Source organism: Cupriavidus sp. OTU4054, assembly GCF_038440175.1.
Lineage (GTDB): Bacteria > Pseudomonadota > Gammaproteobacteria > Burkholderiales > Burkholderiaceae > Cupriavidus > Cupriavidus pauculus_D.
The window spans coordinates 220900-239474 of sequence record NZ_JASATF010000002.1; the positions used below are offsets into that span (position 1 = coordinate 220900).

An 18575-nucleotide genomic window follows, 5' to 3' on the forward strand; every position below is an offset into this window, starting at 1 on the left:
CCCTGACGGCCAGCTAGGCCACCCTTTGCCGCCCCGGCCTGCCGAGCAACGCCGGCGCAAATTCGGGCGCCAGGCATTCCTCGACGAACGCCGCGAACTGCCTTGCCTTGCTGCTGGCCATGCGCCCGGTGGGATAAAGCGCCGACAACGGAACGGATGGCAGCATCCAATCGTCGAGGACCGATACGACTTCGCCCGAGCGAAGCTCCGGCGAGAATGCCCATTCCGATGCGACCGCGAGCCCCATGCCGGACAACACGGCGGCCCGCAGTCCTTCGGTGGCCGATATCGCGACCCGCCCCTCGAGCTTGACCGATTGGTCGATGGTGTCCTTGCGGAATGTCCAGTTTTCGCCGCCACCCAGATCGCGCGAGTAGATGACGGCCCGATGGGAAAGCAGATCCGATGGGGCCTTGGGCGCGCGATGCCTTTCGAAGTACGCGGGCGTCGCCACCACCCGGCGTCTTGCCTCGCCAATCCACTTTGCCGTCATGTTGGAGTCGATCAGCTCCCCCATGCGCAGCGCAAGGTCGATGCCCTCCTCCACCAGGTCGATGTTCCGATCGTCGAGGATGAGCTCCAGATCGAGCCCCGGATGCTTCTCCATGAACGCCGGCAGCCGCGGCACGATATGAAGCCTGGCGAAACAGACTGCCGCCGACACCCTGAGCTTGCCCGTGAGCCCCACGGCAGTCCCGCGCGCGGCGAGCACGGCCTCGTCGGCCTCCTCGACCGCACGCCGCGCGCGGACATAGAAGCTTTGCCCCGCTTCGGTCGGCGTCAATGCTCGCGTCGAGCGCAGCAATAATTTCACGCCGAGCCAGTCTTCCAGTTGGGCGACCGCCTTCGACACGGCGGGCTGCCCAATGTCGAAGTGCCTTGCCGCCGCCGAGAAGGAGCCTGTATCGACGACGCGAATGTAGATTTCGATCGCGGCAAGGCGGTCCATCGAGACTCTCCCATGGTGCGGACACTGAAGGTCCTGTCGTTACGCGGCGCGTTGCCGGGCAAGCGGCGACAACAGGTTACCTGATTTCGATGGGAATTCGCCCGCTCAACCATCGCGCCCAAAGCGCCTTTTTCCGCCAGGTCGTCTGGCCGCCTTCTCGCGCGCCATCGAGCGAGCCCGCAGCGCCTGCAGGGCGCTCAGCAGCGCTTCGTTTTGCGGGTGGTGCCGATAGTCGGGGTCGATATGCGCGAGCACGATCATGCCCGCCTGGTCGATGAGATAGGTCGCCGGAATCGGCACCAGGAAAGTATTCGCGCGCCGCGTTCTGGGGGGCACGTAGCCGAGATCCAGATATTGCTGCCTGAGTTCGGCGGGCAGTTCGAATGCGAGCCCGAACGAACGCGCGACCTTCATGTCCACGTCCACCAGTTCGGGGATGGGAAGTCGCCTGTCGGCCGAGGTGCGCGCGGTGGGAGGCGCGATCGCCAATGCGGCCGCGGCCGCGTTGGCGATCAGGCTATAAGTCGCGGCGAGCCGTGCCAGGCTCTCTTCGCCGAACGCACACCATGCCCCTCGGAAGAAATTCAGAACGACGGGGCCCGCCATCAGTAACTGGTCGAGGGAAACGGGATTGCCACGGGTGTCCCGCAGCTGGAATCCCGGCACCCGGGTGCCGGCGCGCAGCGCCCCCGACACAGCCTCCGCGGCCGCGGCCATCGCCACCTCGACGGCACGGTCAGCCTCGGCGTGCGGCACGGGGAACGCTTGACGCATGCCCATTCTCGCTAGTCGGAGATCAAGCCGCGGCAACGGTGTTCGCTTCATCCTGTGCGGGCCGCGCTACCGCCTCCCCATACGCGGGGAAGTCCGAGTAGTTCGTTTCGTTCCCGCCCCAGAATGCCGCGCGGACATAGGGCGTCAGCGGCAAATTGTGTTGCAGCCGGTAGGGCAAATCGGGATTGGACGAAAAGTGCCGCCCAAAGGCGATCAGATCGGCGTCTCCCTTCTCGACCGTCGCAATGGCATCTTCGCGATCGAAGCCGCCCGCCGCGATGATCGGACCGGAAAAATGTGGCCGCAAGTAGGACGCCGCAACGACCGGATGACCCGCGTGCAGCGTGTCGTCGCCCTTGATACGCGGCTCGATGACGTGCAGGTACGCGATCCCGTAGCCGTCCAGCACCTTCGCGACGTGGCTGAACGTCCCCTGGGGATCGCTGTCCGAAATCCCGCCCCACTCGCTCGAGGGAGAGATTCGCACGCCGACGCGGTCGGCACCGAATACCGAGATCAGCGCCTCCAGCGCTTCACGCATGAATCGCACGCGGTTCTCGACCGGGCCACCATAGGCATCCGTGCGCTTGTTGGTGCCATCCTGAATAAACTGATCGACGAGGTAGCCGTTGGCCGCGTGCAGCTCGACGCCGTCGAAGCCGGCCTTTTTCGCCCGTTCCGCGGCAACGCGGAAGTCTTCGACGATGCCCGGGATCTCCTCGATTCGCAGCGCGCGATGTGGAGATACGGGGACGAAGCCATCCTTGGTCAGTGCCACGCCCTCGAACGGCACCTCCGAAGGCGCCACGGGGGTGGCCCCACCGGCGACATCGACATGGCTTTGGCGACCGCCGTGGATCAGTTGCAGGAACGCATATCCGCCCTTTGCATGGACGGCGTCCGCGATGGCCTTCCAGCCTTCGTGCTGACCGTCGTGAAAGATGCTTGCCGCGCCGAGGTACGAACGCGCCTGGGCGGAAACGCTCGCTGCCTCGATCACCAGCAGCCCGCCTTTCGACGCACGCTGACCATAGAAGTCCGCCATCATCGGGCTGGGAATGTCGCCCGGCTGGATCGTCCGGACGCGCGTCATTGGCGCGAGCGCGACGCGATGGTTGAGTTGGAATGCACCGACTTTCGCGGAGGTGAAAAGCTTTGCCATGATGGAACCTGTCAATGTCTGGGAACTGCCGGGAAGCTCCGGCATGCACACTTCGTTGGGCTGAAATGTAGGACCTTGAACAGGCGTCAGATAGCCCTCCGGCGGGATAGGGGCCATTCCGGATACGGATAAATCCCGCTATCGATCCTCCCTCTTTTTCTCCCTCTCTTTCTCCCTCTCTTTCTCCCCTTGCTGGGCCAGCCACTCCACAAACGCGCGCAGATGCAGGGGCTTGTCCGCGTCGCGCGGTACCAGCGCGTGATAGGTGTTGCCCGGGGCCCGGATGTCGCCGAACGGCGTGGCAATGCGGCCGGCGAGCCGGTCTGTGGAAAGCGTCGGAAACGTGCCGATGGCCAGGCCCAGGCTGTCCACCACGGCCTGGAGCGTGACGAAGAAATGATCGAAGCGCAGCGTGCGCACTGGCCGCAACGATGCATGGCCAGCCTGCTGCAGCCATGACTCCCAGCTGCCCGGCCGCGTCTCGGTGTACAGCAGCACGGCGTCGGCGAGATCCGCTACGTCTCGCACCGGCGCCTGTGCCAGCAGGGCCGGACTGGCGATCACGGTCTGATACTCGGTAAAGACCGGCACGCATTCGAACTGCTCGCCACGTTCCAGCGTGCGCCGGATCGCCACGTCGAATGTCCCGGGGAATCCCGCTTCATTGCTGAACGCGGTGGAGACGCGCACATCCACATCGGGCTGCTGCTGCCGGAAGTCGTCGAGGCGCGGAATCAGCCAGCGCATCGCAAAGGTGGCGGGCGCGTTGACCCGCACCACCTTGCGCGTCGCAATGCGCCCGTATCGCTCCGACGCGGCGCTGATGTGATCGAAAGCTTCGCTGATCTCGCGCCCGAAGGCCTGGGCATGCACCGTGGGCACCATGCGCTGCCCCTGCCGGATAAACAGCGGCTGCCCCAGCCACTGCTCGAGGATTTCTATCTGCCGGCTGACCGCGCCATGCGTGAGGTGCAACTCGCGCGCCGCGGCGGAATAGCTGCCGGCGCGCGCGGCGACCTCGAAGATGCGTAAGGCGTTCAACGGCGGCAACTTGTGGGGCACTGTGATGTTTCCTGACAGATTGTGAGAGAGAAACTCGTTTGTGTGAGTTTATTAACCACCATAGCATGGACTTCAAGCGGATGCCCCACCCCATCCGCCCTATTTCCCCACTCTCACAGCGAGATTTCCATGAGCGCCAGGATCGAAGTCAACGGACACGCCTACCAGTTGCCCGCCCGCCCCACCGTCATCGTCTGCATCGACGGTTGCGAGCAGGAGTACATCAACCTTGCGGTACAGGCCGGCGTGGCGCCGTTCTTTGCCAGTCTGGCCTCGCGCGGAACGGTACTGACCGGCGATTGCGTCGTGCCGTCCTTTACCAACCCCAACAACCTGTCGATCGTGACCGGCGTGCCGCCGTCGGTGCATGGCATCTGTGGCAACTTTTTCTACGACGCGGAGACCGGCGAAGAAGTCCTGATGAACGACGCGCGCTACCTGCGTGCCCCCACGGTACTGGCCGCCGCCGCGCAAGCCGGCGCGAAGGTTGCCGTGGTGACGGCAAAGGACAAGCTCCGCGCGCTACTCGGCCACGGCCTGCGGGGCATCTGCTTTTCCGCGGAAAAGGCCGATCAGGCGACACTCGAAGAGCATGGCATCGACGATGTACTGGCCCGGGTCGGCTTGCCATTGCCAACGGTCTATAGCGCCGATCTGTCGGAGTTCGTATTCGCCGCGGGTGTTGCGCTTCTCAAGTCCGACCGGCCGGACCTGATGTACCTGTCGACCACGGACTACGTACAGCACAAGCACGCACCGGGTACGCCGGGCGCCAATGCGTTCTACGCCATGATGGATGGCTATCTGTCCGACATGCAGGCGCTCGGCGCGGTCATCGGCATCACGGCCGACCATGGCATGAACGCCAAGACCGATGCGCTGGGCAAGGCCAACATCCTCTTTCTGCAGCAGGTGCTGGACCAGCGTTTCGGTGGCGGCGCCACGCGCGTGCTGCTGCCGATTACCGATCCCTATGTGGCGCACCACGGCGCGCTCGGCTCTTACGCCACCGTGTATCTGCCGGCGGGCACCGATCCGCGCGCGGTGCATCAGGCCATCGAGGCGCTGCCGGGCATCGAGCTCGTCCTGGACAAGCGCGACGCATGCGAACGCTTCGAACTGCCCGCGGACCGCATTGGCGACCTGGTGGTGGTCAGCGACCGCCTGACCGTCATCGGCACCGCGCCCGCGCGTCATGACCTCAGCGGTCTCGATGTGCCCCTGCGCTCGCATGGCGGGCTGTCCGAACAGAAGGTGCCGCTGCTCTTCAACCGGCCCCTGGCCAACCTTCCGGCGGGCCGTCTGCGCAATTTCAGCGTCCTGTCGCTCGCGCTCAATCACGCCGACTAGGCGCGCCGTGCCCCCACAAAAAAATACAACGGAGACAACACGATGGACATGCTGCAACAGCAGGAGCGGCGCGCCGGGCGATTGCCGCAAGATGCCCTGCCGCACGAGGCGGCAACCAGCGCCAGCCTGTATGCCAGGTGGCAATGGCGGGCCCTCCTCGGGGTGACGTTCTGCTACCTGTTCTATTACACGGGACGCCAGACGTTCGGCTTCGCGATACCGGGCATTCAGGCGGAGCTGGGGCTTTCGAAGTCCGCGCTCGGGTGGGTCAGCGCGACGATGCTGTGGGCCTATGCGGTCGGGCAATCGATCAACGGCAACCTCGGAGACAAGTTCGGCGGACGCGTGATGATGCTGGCGGGCGCGATTCTCTCGTTTCTGGCCAACGTCGCGACCAGCGAAGCCAGTGGACTGGTCTCCCTGATCGTCTTCTGGGGCATGAACGGCTATTTTCAGGCGATGGGATTCGCGCCCGGCAGCCGGCTGATCTCGAACTGGTGGGGGCATGGCAAGCGAGGCTTTGTCTATTCCTTCTATGTCGGCGGGTCGAGCCTGTCCTCGGTGATTGCCTATGTGTTGCCGATTCTCATCCTGCAGGTACTGGGGCTTGGCTGGCGGGAGATCTTCCGGTATGCGCCGATGCTGATGGTGGCGGGTGCGCTGGCGATGTTCTTCGTCGTGCGCGAGCGTCCCGAGGACCTGGGGCTAAAGGGGCCGGAGCAATCGGCTGGCGGCGCGTCCGAGCGCGAATACGCCAGCAGCGCGGCCCGATACAAGGCGGTGCTGTCGCAATGGCGGCTGTATGTCACCGCGCTATCGATCGGCTTTCAGAATGCCGCCCGTTACGCGCTCCTTATCTGGATTCCGGTGCACTTCTTCGGTCCGCAATGGAAGTCGCATCCCGACGGCATCGACCCGATGTGGATCACGCTGGCGTTGCCCGTGGGGATGGCGATCGGCGCGATCACCAATGGCTGGCTGTCGGATGCGCTGTTCGGTTCGCGGCGGTATCTGTCGATCGTGAGCTATATGGTCATCGCCACGCTCGTCGCGATGGGCATGATCGTCCTGCCGCACGGTAGTCCGTGGGCCGTGGCGGCGATCATGGCGTGCGGCTTCTTCGTCTACGGCCCGGCGTCGTCGTTCTGGGCACTGTGCCCCGATATCGTCGGCCGCAAGCTGGCCGGCACGGCGACGGGATGCGTCAACTTCGTGAGCTACCTGTTCGCCGGGCTGGCCGAGCCGATGATGGGCCGGCTGATGGACCATACGGGTTCCACCGCGGTGATCTTTCCGGTGGTTGCCTCGCTCTGCATGGCCAGCGCCATCACGGCGATATTTATCCGGCGCTGACGCTGTCCCGCTCGGCCACTGCCCGCAGAATGTCGCGCCAGCTGACGATGCCTACCGGTTCGAACGCTGGCGTGACGACAGGAATGCACGAGATGTTGTTGGCCAGGAACAAGGCGATGGCGTCCGCGATCGTGGCTTCCGGCGGCAGTGTCAGCGGCTGACGGGACATGATCTGGTGCACGCGCTTGTTCAGCGTGGCGAGATCGCGGGCGTTCTCCACATTGCTGCCGATGAATGGGCTCAAGGCGCGCAGCAGGTCCCGGTCGGACACGACGCCGCGCAGCTTGCCGTCCTCGACCACCAGCAAATGGTGAAAACTCGCCTGATCGAAGATATCCCTGACGGTCGTCAGCAAATCGTCGAACCCCACCGTGGCGAGGCGCCTGGACATGATGCTTTCTACGTTCACTTCTTGCTCCCCTCTTGCACGCGTCTGGGCCGTCCGACAGGTACGGTAGCCCGCCTCTATATCGGCAATATCCGGGAAGAATTGAATCGGGAAGGCGCCGGCGACCCCGCCGTGGGAGGCATGGCGTTGCCATGGCACGCAAACGATGCTACATCGTACGTGGTCAGCCTCAACCCGCACCGAAGCGCGCCGATGCCCTCCGCCGTCCGTAATTCCCTGCTCTGGATCTTCGACGCCTTCGATCGGGATGCCACCTATCTCCGCAAGCAGATGTTCGGCTGCGATGCGGCCTATATCGATGGACGCCTGTGCCTCGTGGCGGCGGATCGGGCGAAGCCGTGGAATGGGTTGCTGGTGTGCACCGCGCGGGAAGCGCATGCGAGCCTCCTCGAGGACTTGCCTGCGCTGCGTCCCCATCCGGTGCTCGGCAAGTGGCTCTACGTTCCGCAGGAGGATGCCGCGTTCGAGGACACCGCCGAAGCGCTCGTCGCCCTTGTGCTCGAGCGCGATACGCGTATCGGCGTGGAAGCGAAGCCCCGGAAGCGCGGCCGGCGGTCGGCGTTGCCCAAGCCGTAGCCTGTTTCGTCGCCGCGACGATCGCGGCCGCCTCCGGCGCAATCAAGCATCGTAGTCGGCCGACCGGCTCAGATCCCGCTGGCTTTCGATCTCGTTCACGCGCTTGTGCAGGTCCTGCACGACCGTATCGAAGCCCCACGCGCCCAGTACCAGATGGCGCGGCGCGTCGGCATTGCGCGCGATGGCGACCATGGCCTCGCCCGCGCGGACGGGGTCGCCGGCCTGTGTGCCGCTCGCCTGTTTGGTGCCGGCCAGCCGCTTGCCCGCAGTGTCGGCGTAGTCGGTAATCTTGCTCTGCGTCTGCCGCAGCGACCGGCCGGCCCAATCGGTGCGGAATGGGCCCGGCTCGATACACGTCACGCCGATACCCAGCGGCGCCACCTCCGCGCGCAGCGAGTCGGACCAGCCTTCCACCGCGTGCTTGGAGGCGGCATAGTAGCCAGACCCCGCGAAGCCGATAAAGCCGGCAACCGACGTGATATTGATGATATTGCCGCGCCGCCTTGCGCGCATGTGCGGAAGCACGGCACGCGTCACGCTGAACAGGCCGAAGACGTTCGCATCGAACTGCGCGCGGATCTCGGCATCCTCGCCTTCCTCGACGGTGCTCTGGTAGCCGTAACCGGCATTGTTGACCAGCACGTCGATCTGGCCGAAGCGCGCAACGGCCTCGGTCACGGCGGCTTGCACGTCGGCGGGGCTGGTCACATCGAGCGTAAGCGCGAGGGCACGGTCTTCCGCGCGCTGGACGATGTCGGCGACGCTCGACACATCGCGCGCCGTGACGACCACGCGCCAGCCCTTGTCGAGGATGACGCCCGCGAGCGCGCGGCCCAGACCGGTGGAGCATCCGGTGATCAACCAGACGGGAGTATCCGTTTGCGACATGATGTGTCCTTCAGAGGGGTTACATGGAGGGCGTGCGGGTCCTGATATCCGCACACTGTAGGCATTCCGCGCGGCGCGATAAAGCCATGTCACCCACATGCGCCTTGCCAGGGGATTTCATAATGCCGCGGCAATCGCCCCTGTGGCGATTGCTGCTCAAGGGTTAACAGTCGGTGCCGATACAAGGCGAGAGCGATTGGCTCTTCTCCTCACTATCGAGCATGCACACTCAAACTCGCATTACCCATATTGCTGCCGCGTCGATGCTTCTGATCGGCCTGACGATCGCCGGTTGCGGCGGCGATAGCAATGGTGGGCAGGCTGCCACCGCACCGGCAGGCAATACGCCCCCGCCCCCCTCCACGCCTTCCGTCCCGGAAGCGAAGACCTATACGATCGGCGGCGCGGTGACGGGCCTCGCCTCGAGCGCGACCGTGGTACTGCAGAACAATGGCGTGGACGCGGTGTCGGTGGCCGCCAATGGCAGCTTCACCTTCGCCACGGCTGTCAGCGGTGCATACGACGTGACGGTTTCCACGCAGCCGGCGGGCCAGACCTGCACCGTTACGCACGGATCGGGCACGGCCACGGCCAACGTCAGCGATGTCGCCGTGGATTGCGTCAACAATCCCGCGCCCGAGGCGCAGGTATCGACCTACGCGGGTTCGGCCACCGGCGGCTTCACGGACGGCCCGCTCGCATCGGCCACGTTCCTGTCGCCCATCGGCATCGCCTTCGATGCGGCCGGCAATATGCTCGTCGCCGACTCGCAGAACAGCGCGATCCGCAAGATCACGCCCGCGGGCATCGTGAGCACCGTCGTCGGTACGAACACCGTGGGCGTCGTGGACGGTCCCGCGGCATCCGCGCGCTTCCGCTATCCGAACGCGGTGACCGTCGATGGGGCGGGCAACCTGTACATCGTCGACCAGGGCAACAACTCCATCCGCAAGTTCGACGGCACGACGGTCTCCACCTACGCCGGCTCCACGGCCGGCACGCCGGGCTATGCCAACGCCGGATCGGGTACTGGGGCGCGATTCAGCTCGCCGACGAGCGCGGCGTTCGACGCGAGCGGCGATCTCTACGTGACCGAGTTCAACAACCACACGATTCGCAAGATCACGGCAGCGGGCGTCGTCACGACGCTGGCGGGTAGCAACCTGACGCCGGGCGCCACGGACGGTCCGGGTTCCACGGCGACGTTCTTCTCGCCGATGGATATCAAGCGCGATTCGCACGGCGATTTCTTCATCGTGGACATCTCGACCAACTCGATTCGCAAGATGACGCCGGCAGGCACGGTCACGACGTTTGCCGGATCCGGTGTCGCCGCCGTGGTCGACGGCACGGGCACGGCTGCCCAGTTCGACGGCCCCAACGGTCTGGCCATCGACCCGGACGACAACCTGTACGTTGCCGACCGTAATGGCAACACCATCCGCAAGATCACGCCCGCCGGCGTGGTAACGACCATCGCGGGAGGAAGCACGCCGGGCTCCACAAACGGCAGCGGGTCGACGGCGCGATTCAACACGCCGACCTCGATCGCGATCGACAGCGCCCGGAACCTCTATGTGACCGAGCTCAACCAGAACACGATCCGCAAGATCACGCTGCCTTGATGCGTGCCCGGCTCTCGTAGCACAGAGGGCGGGCGCGGTGACGAGGGCCACCGTGCGCGGGTATCCCCTGCGCACGGTGGCCCTTCGTTGTTACACTTCGGGCTTGCCAACGTGGCGCACGCCCTGCCTTCATCCCCCTATGACTCCTCTGGATTTACAACTGCTGCTGACCGCCCTGGTCAGTGTGCTGGTGCTCGTCGCGCTGATCGTGTCGCGCATCAAGATGCATCCCCTGCTTGCGCTGCTCGTGGTTTCAGTGGGGGTGGGGTTTGCGACGGGCATGGCGCCCGAAAGCATTGTCAAGCATCTGGTCGATGGCGCGGGCAAGACGCTCGGGGCCGTGGGTGTCGTGATCGCGCTGGGCGCCATGCTCGGCAAGATTCTTGCCGATGCGGGCACCACGGAGCAGATTGCCGAAGCCATCCTGCGGCGCGCGTCCGATCGGATGATTCCGTGGGCCATGACGCTCGTGGCGTTCGTGGTCGGGATTCCGATGTTCTTCGAAGTGGGGCTCGTGGTGATGCTGCCGTTGATTTTCAGCGTGGCGCGCAAGCTCGAAGCCAAGGGCCGGTTCAAGGGTTCGGCCTACGTTTATGTGGGCGTGCCCGTTATCTCCGCGCTGGCGGCCATGCATGGCATGGTGCCGCCCCACCCCGGTCCGCTGACCGCGATCGCCAGCCTCAAGACCTCGGTCGGTCCGACGATGCTGTATGGATTTCTGGGCGCCATTCCGGCCATGATTCTCGGCGGCCCGCTTTACGGCGCGTTTATTTCGCGGCGCATGACCACGAAGCCCGACCAGGCGTTGCTGGACCAATTCACGATCACGGAAAAGGCAGACGCCAGCCGTCAGCCCGGTGTGGGCATTGGCGTGCTGGCGGCGCTGCTGCCCGCGATCCTGATGCTCGTGCATGCGATCGCGGAAACGGTTCTGCCCAAAGGCAGCGCGGCGCTGCATGTGGCCAGCTTTCTCGGCAATCCGCTGATCGCCATGCTGCTGGGGGTGCTGTTCGCGATTGGCGCTCTCGTGCTGTCGCGCGGCGGCGATGCCGAGAAACTGCGCGGCGCGCTGGGCAGCAGTCTCAAGCCCATTGCCTCGATCATCATGATCATCGCGGGCGGCGGCGCCTTCCAGCAGATGCTGACGAGCGCCAAGGTCGGCGACGCCATCGTCCATCTGACGCAGCAGCTCGCGTTTCCGCCGCTGATTCTCGGCTGGCTCATCGCCATGCTGCTGTCCGTGTCGACAGGCTCGGCCACGGTCGGCATCGTGGGCGCGGCGGGCCTGCTCGCGCCGCTGGCCGGCAGCGATCCGAGCCTGAACCTGCCGTTGCTGGCCTTGTCGATCGGTTGCGGCTCGCTGTTCTTCAATTACGCCAATCACGCGGGCTTCTGGATGGTCAAGGAATCGTTCGGCATGACGATGAGCGAAGCGACCAAGACCATCTCGGTCGTGCAGTCGATCGTCGCCGTGGTGGGGCTGATCATGGTGCTGATCTTCAACGCCGCGATTCCCATGCACTGAGGCGCGGCCCCGGTTCCCCCATCAGCCCGCCTCCGCCACGAGGCGCTCGCGGATAAAGCCGAGGAAGGCGCGCGTGCCTTCCGGCAGCACCCGTCCGGCCAGCGTCTGGATTTCGATCACGCGGCTGCTCATGCCGCGTTCCCGGATCGTCACCGGGTGGATTTCCCCGCGGCGCACGCGGTCGCCGACCGTTACCGCGCCGGAGATCGACAGGCCGCCACCGTTCAGGACGAAGCTCGTCAAGGTTTCGAAATGGTTGGTCACCAGCACCGGTTCGAAAATGATGCCGCGCTCGCTGCAGGCGATATCGAACAGCTGGCGCACGGTGTTGTCGCCCTCGGGTAACGCGACCGGATGCGCCTGCATCTGCGCGAGCGTGATGCTGCGGAAGCGCGCGAGCGGATGATCGGGACGCATGATCGCGATGACGGGGGCCGGCTGCCTGTGCTCCACGCGAATGCCGTGCCCGGCCGCGCGACTATAGGTGATGCCGATATCCGCATCGCCATGGAGCACGATATTGGTGACCTCGGCCGGCGGCGCCACGCGAAGGTGGAAATGCAGCCCCGGATAGTCGTTCCGAAACGCTGCAATCGCCCGAGGCAGGAAATCGATCGCAAAGCCCGCGGACGTGGCTACCCTGACCCGGCCACGGCGCAGGCCCTGCAGCGCGGCAATCTCGGTCACGACCCGGTCGGCGTCGAGTGCGCCCCGCAGCGCGAAAGCGGCCAGCAACTCGCCGGCCGCGCTGGCCACCATGCCGCGCGGCCGGCGGTCGAACAGCGGCACGCCCAGCTGGTCCTCGAGCACGGCGACCTGTCGGCTGACCGCGGACACCGTGACATTGAGCCGCTTGGCGGCATCGGTCAGGGATCCGCAGCGGACCACTTCCAGGAAATAGCGCAGCGAGGTGTCCTGCAGGCGGTGTGACAGCACGATTCTGGTCTCTCCGGGATATCCCGAGGTTTGCGTTTTACGCAAGGATATCTGGAAAAATCATCGATTGTCGAAAAGGCACGCCCGCTCGTATGCTTTTCGGAACGCGACAAAAACAGAGCTCTTATGCCATCGCCTGCCAACGCTTCCATCGTCGAACTCGACGCCGTGTCCCTGTCCCGTGCCATCCATGCACGCGACGTCTCCTGTGTGGAGGTGCTCGATGCCTTCCTGGCGCAGATCGACCGCCACAATCCGCAGGTCAATGCGATCGTCGCGCCCGTCGATCGCGACGCCCTCCGCACATTGGCCGCCGAGCGCGACGGCGAGCTGTCCCGTGGCCAGAGCCGCGGCCCGCTCCATGGCTTTCCGCAGGCGCCCAAGGACATCATGCCGGCCGCCGGGATGGTCACCACCAAGGGCTCCCCGATCTTTGCCGGCCAGGTCAGCCGCACCGACGCCGTGATCTTCGAGCGCATGCGGGCGGGCGGCGCGCTGTTCGTCGGCCGCAGCAATTCGCCGGAGTTCGGGCTGGGGGGCCACACGTACAACCAGGTCTATGGGACGACCCGCAATGCCTGGGAACCGTCGCGGTCGGCCGGCGGCAGCAGCGGCGGTGCGGCGGTGGCCGTGGCGCTGCATATGCTGCCCGTGGCGGACGGCTCGGACATGATGGGATCGCTGCGGACACCGGCCGCGTTCAACCATGTGTACGGGCTGCGCACGTCCTTCGGTTGCGTGCCCCACGGGCCGACCGATGAGGTCTTCTTTCAGCAATTCAGCGTGGCCGGGCCGATGGCGCGCAATGTGCCGGACCTGGCATTGCTGCTGTCGGTGCAGGCCGGATTCGATGCACGGCTGCCTTTGACGCGCCGCGCGGAACCTCAGGGCAGTGTTGCGCTGCCGCCGCCGCGCGACTGGAAAGGCGTCCGCATCGGCTGGCTCGGCGATCTGGGCGGTCAGTTGCCGACGGAACCCGGTCTGCTCGGGACCTGCGAGCAGGCGCTGACGCATCTGCGCGATATCGGCTGCACGGTGGAAGCCGCGCTGCCCGACTTCGACCTCGAATCGCTGTGGATGGCGTGGATCGACCTGCGCAGTTTCGCGGTGGCCGGGGCCAACAAGGCGCTCTGGGATGACCCCGCGAAGCGTGCGCTGCTCAAGCCCGAAGCCGTTTGGGAGATCGAACGCGGGCAGGCGCTGTCCGGCAGCCGCGTATTCGAGGCCATGTGCGTGCGCAGCGCCTGGTATCAGGCCATGCGGGCGCTGTTCGAGCGTTACGACTACCTCGTCTTGCCCTCCACGCAGGTATTCCCCTTCCCGGCCGAATGGGACTGGCCGCATGCGATCGATGGCCGCGACATGGATACCTATCACCGCTGGATGCAGACCGTGGTGCCGGCCACGATGGCGGGACTGCCCGCACTCGCGGCACCGGCCGGTTTCGGTCCGAATGGATTGCCCGCGGGCATCCAGATCATCGGGCCGGCGCAGGCCGATGCGGCCGTCCTGCAGCTTGGGCACGCCTATGACGAGGCCGGCGGGTTCTCGCGCCTGCGCAGCCCGCTGTTGGGCTGAGCCATTGCACTGACGGACCCTCGCTTTCCCCAACGATCGATTGCCCCCGAAATCTTCGCAGACATTGACATGATGACCTCCACACTCCTGAAACTGGTGCTCGCATGCGGCGTGGCCATGACCTTGTCCGCGCCGCAGGCCATGGCGCAATCGGCGTCGTATCCCGATCGGCCGATCCGGCTCGTGGTGCCCTTTGCCGCCGGCGGTGCGACGGATGTGCTGGGACGGTTGCTGGCGGTGGGGCTCGGCGAGAAACTGGGGCAGTCCGTGGTCGTCGAGAACAAGCCCGGCGCCGGCACGATCGTGGGCGCGACGCAGGTCGCGAAGGCGGCACCCGACGGCTATACGCTCCTGCTGGCCTCCAACAGCACGCTCACGCTGAATCCGGCCATTCGCCAGCACCTCTCATATGACTCGGTCAAGAGCTTTACCGCGCTGGGACAGGTGGCCGATATGGCGCTCGTCCTCGTCGCCAACCCCGACACGCGGCTTGGCTCGCTGAAGGATCTGGTGACGCAGGCCAAGGCCCAGCCGGACAAGTTCTCCTATGGTTCGTTCGGCAGCGGATCGTCGGTCCATTTCGGGGCCGAGATGCTGAAGTCCGCCGCCGGCATGCGCATGGTGCATGTGCCGTTCAACGGCAGCGCGCCGAGCCTGACGGCGCTGGTCGGCGGCCAGACGCAGGTGGCCGTGGATACGATCGTCGCGAGCCAGCCGCTGATCAAGGCCGGAAAGATCAAGGCGCTTGCCGTGCTGTCCGCGCAGCGTCACCCGGCGCTGCCGCAAGTGCCAACGGTCGCGGAAAGCGGCTATCCGGGCTTCGAGATGGGGAGCTGGTTCGCACTGATGGCCCCGGCGGGACTGCCCGCGCCCGTGCAACAGAAACTGGAGAAGGCGCTCGCCGATGTCGCCAACGCGCCGGCCACGCAGGCACGCATGGTGGAGCTCGGGCTGACGCCCGCCTATGGCAACGGTGCCACGGTGCAGACGCGCATCGAGAAGGAATTGCCGGCGATGCGCGCCGTCGCGGCGCGCGCCGATATCAGGGCGGACTAGCTGGCAGGCGATAGATGCGGCCCGACGATCCCGTGACCGACGTGACGTACATGTCGCGGCCATCGCGGGAGATGGCGAGATTGGAGTGATGGTCGCCGGGTACATCGATCGCCTTCACCAACGCGCCTTTGGCGTCGAGGACCCAGACGCCGCCGCCATGGAACAGCGCCACGAATAGCGATCCATCGGGTCCGGTGCGAATGCCGTCGGGCGTATGGCGCCCCGTGGCGCTTGAGGGGGCCAGCGCATCGAGTGCCGCGAAGGTGTGGCGACCTGGCAATGATCCATCGGCACGGATCCGATAGTCGAGGACGCTGTCCGATCCGCTTTCGCCGACGTAGAGGATGCGCTCGTCGGCGGACAACGCGATACCGTTCGCGTTGTCGAGGCCGGACGCGATTTCCTGCGCGACCTGATTCGCGGCAGCGCCGGCTTGCGGTACCAGAAACACCTTTCCGGTGCCCGGCCGGTCGCCCGACGCGGTGAAGTAGAGATCGCCGCGCCGGTTCGCGACGAGGTCGTTGGGGCGAACGAATCTTTCCCCATCACGAGAACGGTCGATGCGGCCCAGACGCCGGCCATCGGGAGCGACGCGCTCGATCGTTCCGCTGTCGTAGCATGCCACCCACAAGTCTCCGTTCACGACGGCCAGCCCGTTGGCCCCGCAGCCGGGCAACGTCTGAACCACCGCGGGGCCTCTGTCATCGAGCCGGTTGACGGTGGAAACCTGATAGTCGACGTAATAGAGCACCTTGTCCGCCAGCACGGTGCCTTCGGGAAAGCCGAGTGCGTCGGCAACGATACGCGCACGGAGCGGCTCGGCGAAAGTGCCGCTCGTGCCGGCCGCGAGCGATGCCGCCAGCAGCAGGCCGACCCAGCGCTTGATCGTGGCGGTCCCGATGGTGGTCCCGATGGTGGTCCCGATGGTGGTTCTCATGGCAGGCGCACGATGGTCAACCTTTCAGCTCGAAAATACTGTCGATTTCCACCGGAATCCCCATGGGCAGCGAGTACATGCCCAGCGCGCTGCGCGCCGGCAGCTTGTCTCGCCCGAACAGTGTCAGCAGCACGTCGCTCGCACCGTTGGCCACTTTGGGATGCTGGGTGAAGTCCGGTTCCGCGCGCACATAGACGGTCAGCAGGTTGCATCGCTCGATATTGTCCAGACCGCATGCCTGATCGACGCAGGACAGGATCATCAGCATCGTCAGGCGCGCCGCATGCTGGGCGGCCTCCAGCGACATATCGCGCCCGACGACGCCGACGATCGGCTTGCCATCCTCGAAGGGGCCGAGACCGGAGACATACACCTGGTTTCCGGAAATGGAGACGGTCTGGTAGGACCCCAGGGGCGCGATGGGGGCAGGCAACGCGAGGCCTGCCTGGGAGAGGCGGTCGAGTAGGGACATGTTCCGGCTGAGCTCGTATCGAAGGCGTGGTCCATTGTATGGATCGGCAGCTTTCAATTCGCCTGCGGTCGCCGGTCAGATGACACCCTGAAGGACAGGCTAGTCCTCCGTATCCTCCACATCGCCGAAGTCCTGCACGATGATCGATAGCGTGATGCCCGGCGGCACTTTCACCACCTCGGTGAAGCTGCCTTTGACCGCAAGGCGCAGAATCGGCACGCTGGCATAGGGCTGGATCGCGGCCGGCAATGTCGTGACGTAGGTGCGGAACACCTGCAGGAACAGCGGATTGATCTTGTTGAGGTGGAAGCCCCCGTCGAAGCGCTCGGGGAAGCCATATCCCGCGGTGAATGGCGAGACCATCATGCCCGCCGCGGTGACGGAAAACTTGCGCCACTGATCGGCGAATCCGGAGCCCGGAACGGCCTCGCGGATGGCGGCATCGAGCACCGCGAGCGTATCGGGACTCGACACGTTGTACAGCAGCGTCTTGTAGAAGCCGAGGCCGAGCTGGCGATTCAGGAATGCGCCGAAGGAGCCCGAGACCGAATAGCTCTCGCAGGTATTCGTGAACGGCGTCCAGTGGACGAGGCTGCAGTTGTAGGAGCCTTCGCGCCGCGCGACATAGTCCAGATACCGTACGTCGGCCAGCGGACTGTAGCCCGGCGTAATGCCCTCGGCCGCGAAGTCCTCGATCATCATGGCGGTGCCCTCCTCCAGCCATGAGTCGTACATCGCCGGCCATCCGTGCAGCACGCCACGGCGATAGAAGTTCTGCATGTGCATCCCCTCGTGCGCAAGCGTCATCGTGCTGTTCTGCACGCCCTGTGCGCCGCCAAGATACAGCGTCTCCGAATCCAGATAGAGCGAGATCGCATCGTTCCCGTAGAGGTTCTCGGTAGCGGTGCGCTTGATGGCGTTGCGCGAGAAGAAATAGCCCACGTCGCCAAACGGCTCGCCATTGCGATCGAAGTTCAGGATGACGATATCGATCGGGCGTCCGTTGCCCGACAGCAGATTGGTGTAATTGTGGGGACCCCACAGCGGGCCGCCGACGGCAGTCAGGATGTCGTAGATGCGGCCGGCGGGTACGAACGCGTTCATCAGCGTGTCGGCCAGCGTCGTGCCGATCCGTGACGGCGCCCATTCGTCTGCCTCCACCCACAGGTTGACCGTGGTGCCATCCGAGACCTGCGCCTGGCGCATCAGCGTGGCGGTACGCGCCGTGTTGTCGGAGTGATACCAGGTCCGCGAGTCGCCCACATGCCCGGGATCGACGGGCTGCACCGAGCGATACAAGCCCGGCTGCGCGGTGCGCTCGCCCGCGAAATCGACCCAGCCGCGGCGGTTGAACTCGCCGATGGCGTCATGCATCGAGCGCCCCACGATACTGGCGGCGGACGCGTTGGCAACGGACGCGCCGATGCGATCGAGTTGCCACGGTTGCCGCGTAGCGGTGAGCGAGATCGGCGGCATGGGCTGTGCCGTGCCCGTGGTATTGGCGAACACCAGCGTGACATCCTGGCCCGTGAGGCCGTCGATGCGGACCGGCACGTCGAGGGTGTCGTTCGTGTCGTTTACGTGCTGCCATACGCCGATGCCCGCACCCGCATAGGTATGCGCATCGAGCGCGGCGCAGTTGCTGCAGGCGGTGACGACGGTGGATGCCGCGTCCGGTTGCGGCGCGGGCGTATTCGGCACGGCAGGCGCGGCGGTGCCCTGCTCCACCGTCTGCGTGCTCGCGGTCGGCTGCGCATCGTCGCCACCGCAGGCGGAGAGCATCAGCGCGAGCGCGAGCGCGAGTGCGGCGGCCGTGCGGGAAAGACAGGGAAAACTGTGGGGACGCATAAGCTGGAGGGGAGCGTGATGACGGACCCGCTGCGATGTTCGACAACGTGCGGCGGGTCCGGTCCTGCGGTGGGG

General features: G+C 65.6%; 17 protein-coding genes. 7 read left to right on the top strand and 10 right to left on the bottom strand.

Annotated elements, in window-relative coordinates; translation table 11 throughout:
* Window positions 1-13 precede the first annotated feature (13 nt).
* The 4 genes from AAHB16_RS03875 to AAHB16_RS03890 all read right to left on the bottom strand — a co-directional run bounded on the left by AAHB16_RS03875 (window position 14) and on the right by AAHB16_RS03890 (window position 3947).
* On the bottom strand, window positions 14-949 hold the full coding sequence (locus tag AAHB16_RS03875; protein WP_342050149.1) for a LysR family transcriptional regulator: 936 nt from the start codon (window positions 947-949) through the stop codon (window positions 14-16).
* 105 nt (window positions 950-1054) lie between these two features.
* Window positions 1055-1723 carry a redoxin domain-containing protein gene (locus AAHB16_RS03880; RefSeq protein ID WP_342050150.1) on the bottom strand — a complete coding sequence of 223 codons (669 nt, stop codon included), beginning with the start codon at window positions 1721-1723 and terminating at the stop codon, window positions 1055-1057.
* Between the two features lie 22 nt (window positions 1724-1745).
* Window positions 1746-2885: an alkene reductase gene (locus AAHB16_RS03885; protein ID WP_342050263.1), complete on the bottom strand. Its 1140-nt coding sequence runs from the start codon at window positions 2883-2885 to the stop codon at window positions 1746-1748.
* Between the two features lie 138 nt (window positions 2886-3023).
* Complete coding sequence (locus tag AAHB16_RS03890) at window positions 3024-3947, bottom strand: LysR substrate-binding domain-containing protein (protein WP_342050151.1); 924 nt, start codon at window positions 3945-3947, stop codon at window positions 3024-3026.
* 129 nt (window positions 3948-4076) lie between these two features.
* Between AAHB16_RS03890 and phnA the strand changes: the two genes are divergently transcribed.
* Window positions 4077-5297 carry a phosphonoacetate hydrolase gene (gene phnA / locus AAHB16_RS03895; protein WP_342050152.1) on the top strand — a complete coding sequence of 407 codons (1221 nt, stop codon included), beginning with the start codon at window positions 4077-4079 and terminating at the stop codon, window positions 5295-5297.
* 42 nt (window positions 5298-5339) lie between these two features.
* A complete protein-coding gene (locus tag AAHB16_RS03900) occupies window positions 5340-6650 on the top strand; it encodes an MFS transporter (protein WP_342050153.1) in 1311 nt (436 codons plus the stop codon).
* On the opposite strand, the gene AAHB16_RS03905 is transcribed toward AAHB16_RS03900, so the two are convergent.
* The gene (locus AAHB16_RS03905) at window positions 6637-7197 is read right to left on the bottom strand and encodes a CBS domain-containing protein (RefSeq protein WP_317889556.1); all 561 of its coding nucleotides are present in this window, start codon (window positions 7195-7197) and stop codon (window positions 6637-6639) included. The two genes, AAHB16_RS03900 and AAHB16_RS03905, sit on opposite strands and share 14 nt — an antisense overlap.
* Window positions 7198-7251: 54 nt before the next feature.
* Between AAHB16_RS03905 and AAHB16_RS03910 the strand changes: the two genes are divergently transcribed.
* Entirely contained in the window at window positions 7252-7635 is a 384-nt protein-coding gene (locus AAHB16_RS03910) for a hypothetical protein (RefSeq protein ID WP_150374476.1), read from the top strand.
* 42 nt (window positions 7636-7677) lie between these two features.
* Here AAHB16_RS03910 and AAHB16_RS03915 read toward each other — a convergent pair whose 3' ends face one another.
* Entirely contained in the window at window positions 7678-8523 is an 846-nt protein-coding gene (locus AAHB16_RS03915) for an oxidoreductase (RefSeq protein ID WP_150374477.1), read from the bottom strand.
* Window positions 8524-8744: 221 nt separating this feature from the next.
* On the opposite strand from AAHB16_RS03915, the gene AAHB16_RS03920 reads away from it, so the two are divergent.
* Together AAHB16_RS03920 and AAHB16_RS03925 are read left to right on the top strand one after the other, a co-directional pair.
* Window positions 8745-10148, top strand: a complete 1404-nt coding sequence (locus tag AAHB16_RS03920; protein WP_150374478.1) for an NHL repeat-containing protein — start codon at window positions 8745-8747, stop codon at window positions 10146-10148.
* 139 nt (window positions 10149-10287) lie between these two features.
* The gene (locus tag AAHB16_RS03925; protein WP_150374479.1) at window positions 10288-11673 is read left to right on the top strand and encodes a GntP family permease; all 1386 of its coding nucleotides are present in this window, start codon (window positions 10288-10290) and stop codon (window positions 11671-11673) included.
* Between the two features lie 21 nt (window positions 11674-11694).
* Here AAHB16_RS03925 and AAHB16_RS03930 read toward each other — a convergent pair whose 3' ends face one another.
* The gene (locus AAHB16_RS03930) at window positions 11695-12609 is read right to left on the bottom strand and encodes a LysR substrate-binding domain-containing protein (RefSeq protein ID WP_150374480.1); all 915 of its coding nucleotides are present in this window, start codon (window positions 12607-12609) and stop codon (window positions 11695-11697) included.
* Window positions 12610-12735: 126 nt separating this feature from the next.
* Between AAHB16_RS03930 and AAHB16_RS03935 the strand changes: the two genes are divergently transcribed.
* Both AAHB16_RS03935 and AAHB16_RS03940 read left to right on the top strand, forming a co-directional pair.
* Window positions 12736-14187: an amidase gene (locus AAHB16_RS03935; protein WP_150374481.1), complete on the top strand. Its 1452-nt coding sequence runs from the start codon at window positions 12736-12738 to the stop codon at window positions 14185-14187.
* Between the two features lie 72 nt (window positions 14188-14259).
* On the top strand, window positions 14260-15243 hold the full coding sequence (locus AAHB16_RS03940; protein ID WP_150377283.1) for a Bug family tripartite tricarboxylate transporter substrate binding protein: 984 nt from the start codon (window positions 14260-14262) through the stop codon (window positions 15241-15243).
* Here AAHB16_RS03940 and AAHB16_RS03945 read toward each other — a convergent pair.
* The 3 genes from AAHB16_RS03945 to AAHB16_RS03955 form a co-directional block, all read right to left on the bottom strand.
* Window positions 15230-16180, bottom strand: coding sequence for an SMP-30/gluconolactonase/LRE family protein (locus AAHB16_RS03945; protein ID WP_150374482.1), 951 nt, complete (start codon window positions 16178-16180; stop codon window positions 15230-15232). The two genes, AAHB16_RS03940 and AAHB16_RS03945, sit on opposite strands and share 14 nt — an antisense overlap.
* Before the next feature lie 16 nt (window positions 16181-16196).
* Window positions 16197-16652 carry a RidA family protein gene (locus AAHB16_RS03950; RefSeq protein WP_342050154.1) on the bottom strand — a complete coding sequence of 152 codons (456 nt, stop codon included), beginning with the start codon at window positions 16650-16652 and terminating at the stop codon, window positions 16197-16199.
* Between the two features lie 99 nt (window positions 16653-16751).
* Complete coding sequence (locus AAHB16_RS03955) at window positions 16752-18500, bottom strand: M30 family zinc metallopeptidase (RefSeq protein ID WP_342050155.1); 1749 nt, start codon at window positions 18498-18500, stop codon at window positions 16752-16754.
* Between the last annotated feature and the right edge of the window lie 75 nt (window positions 18501-18575).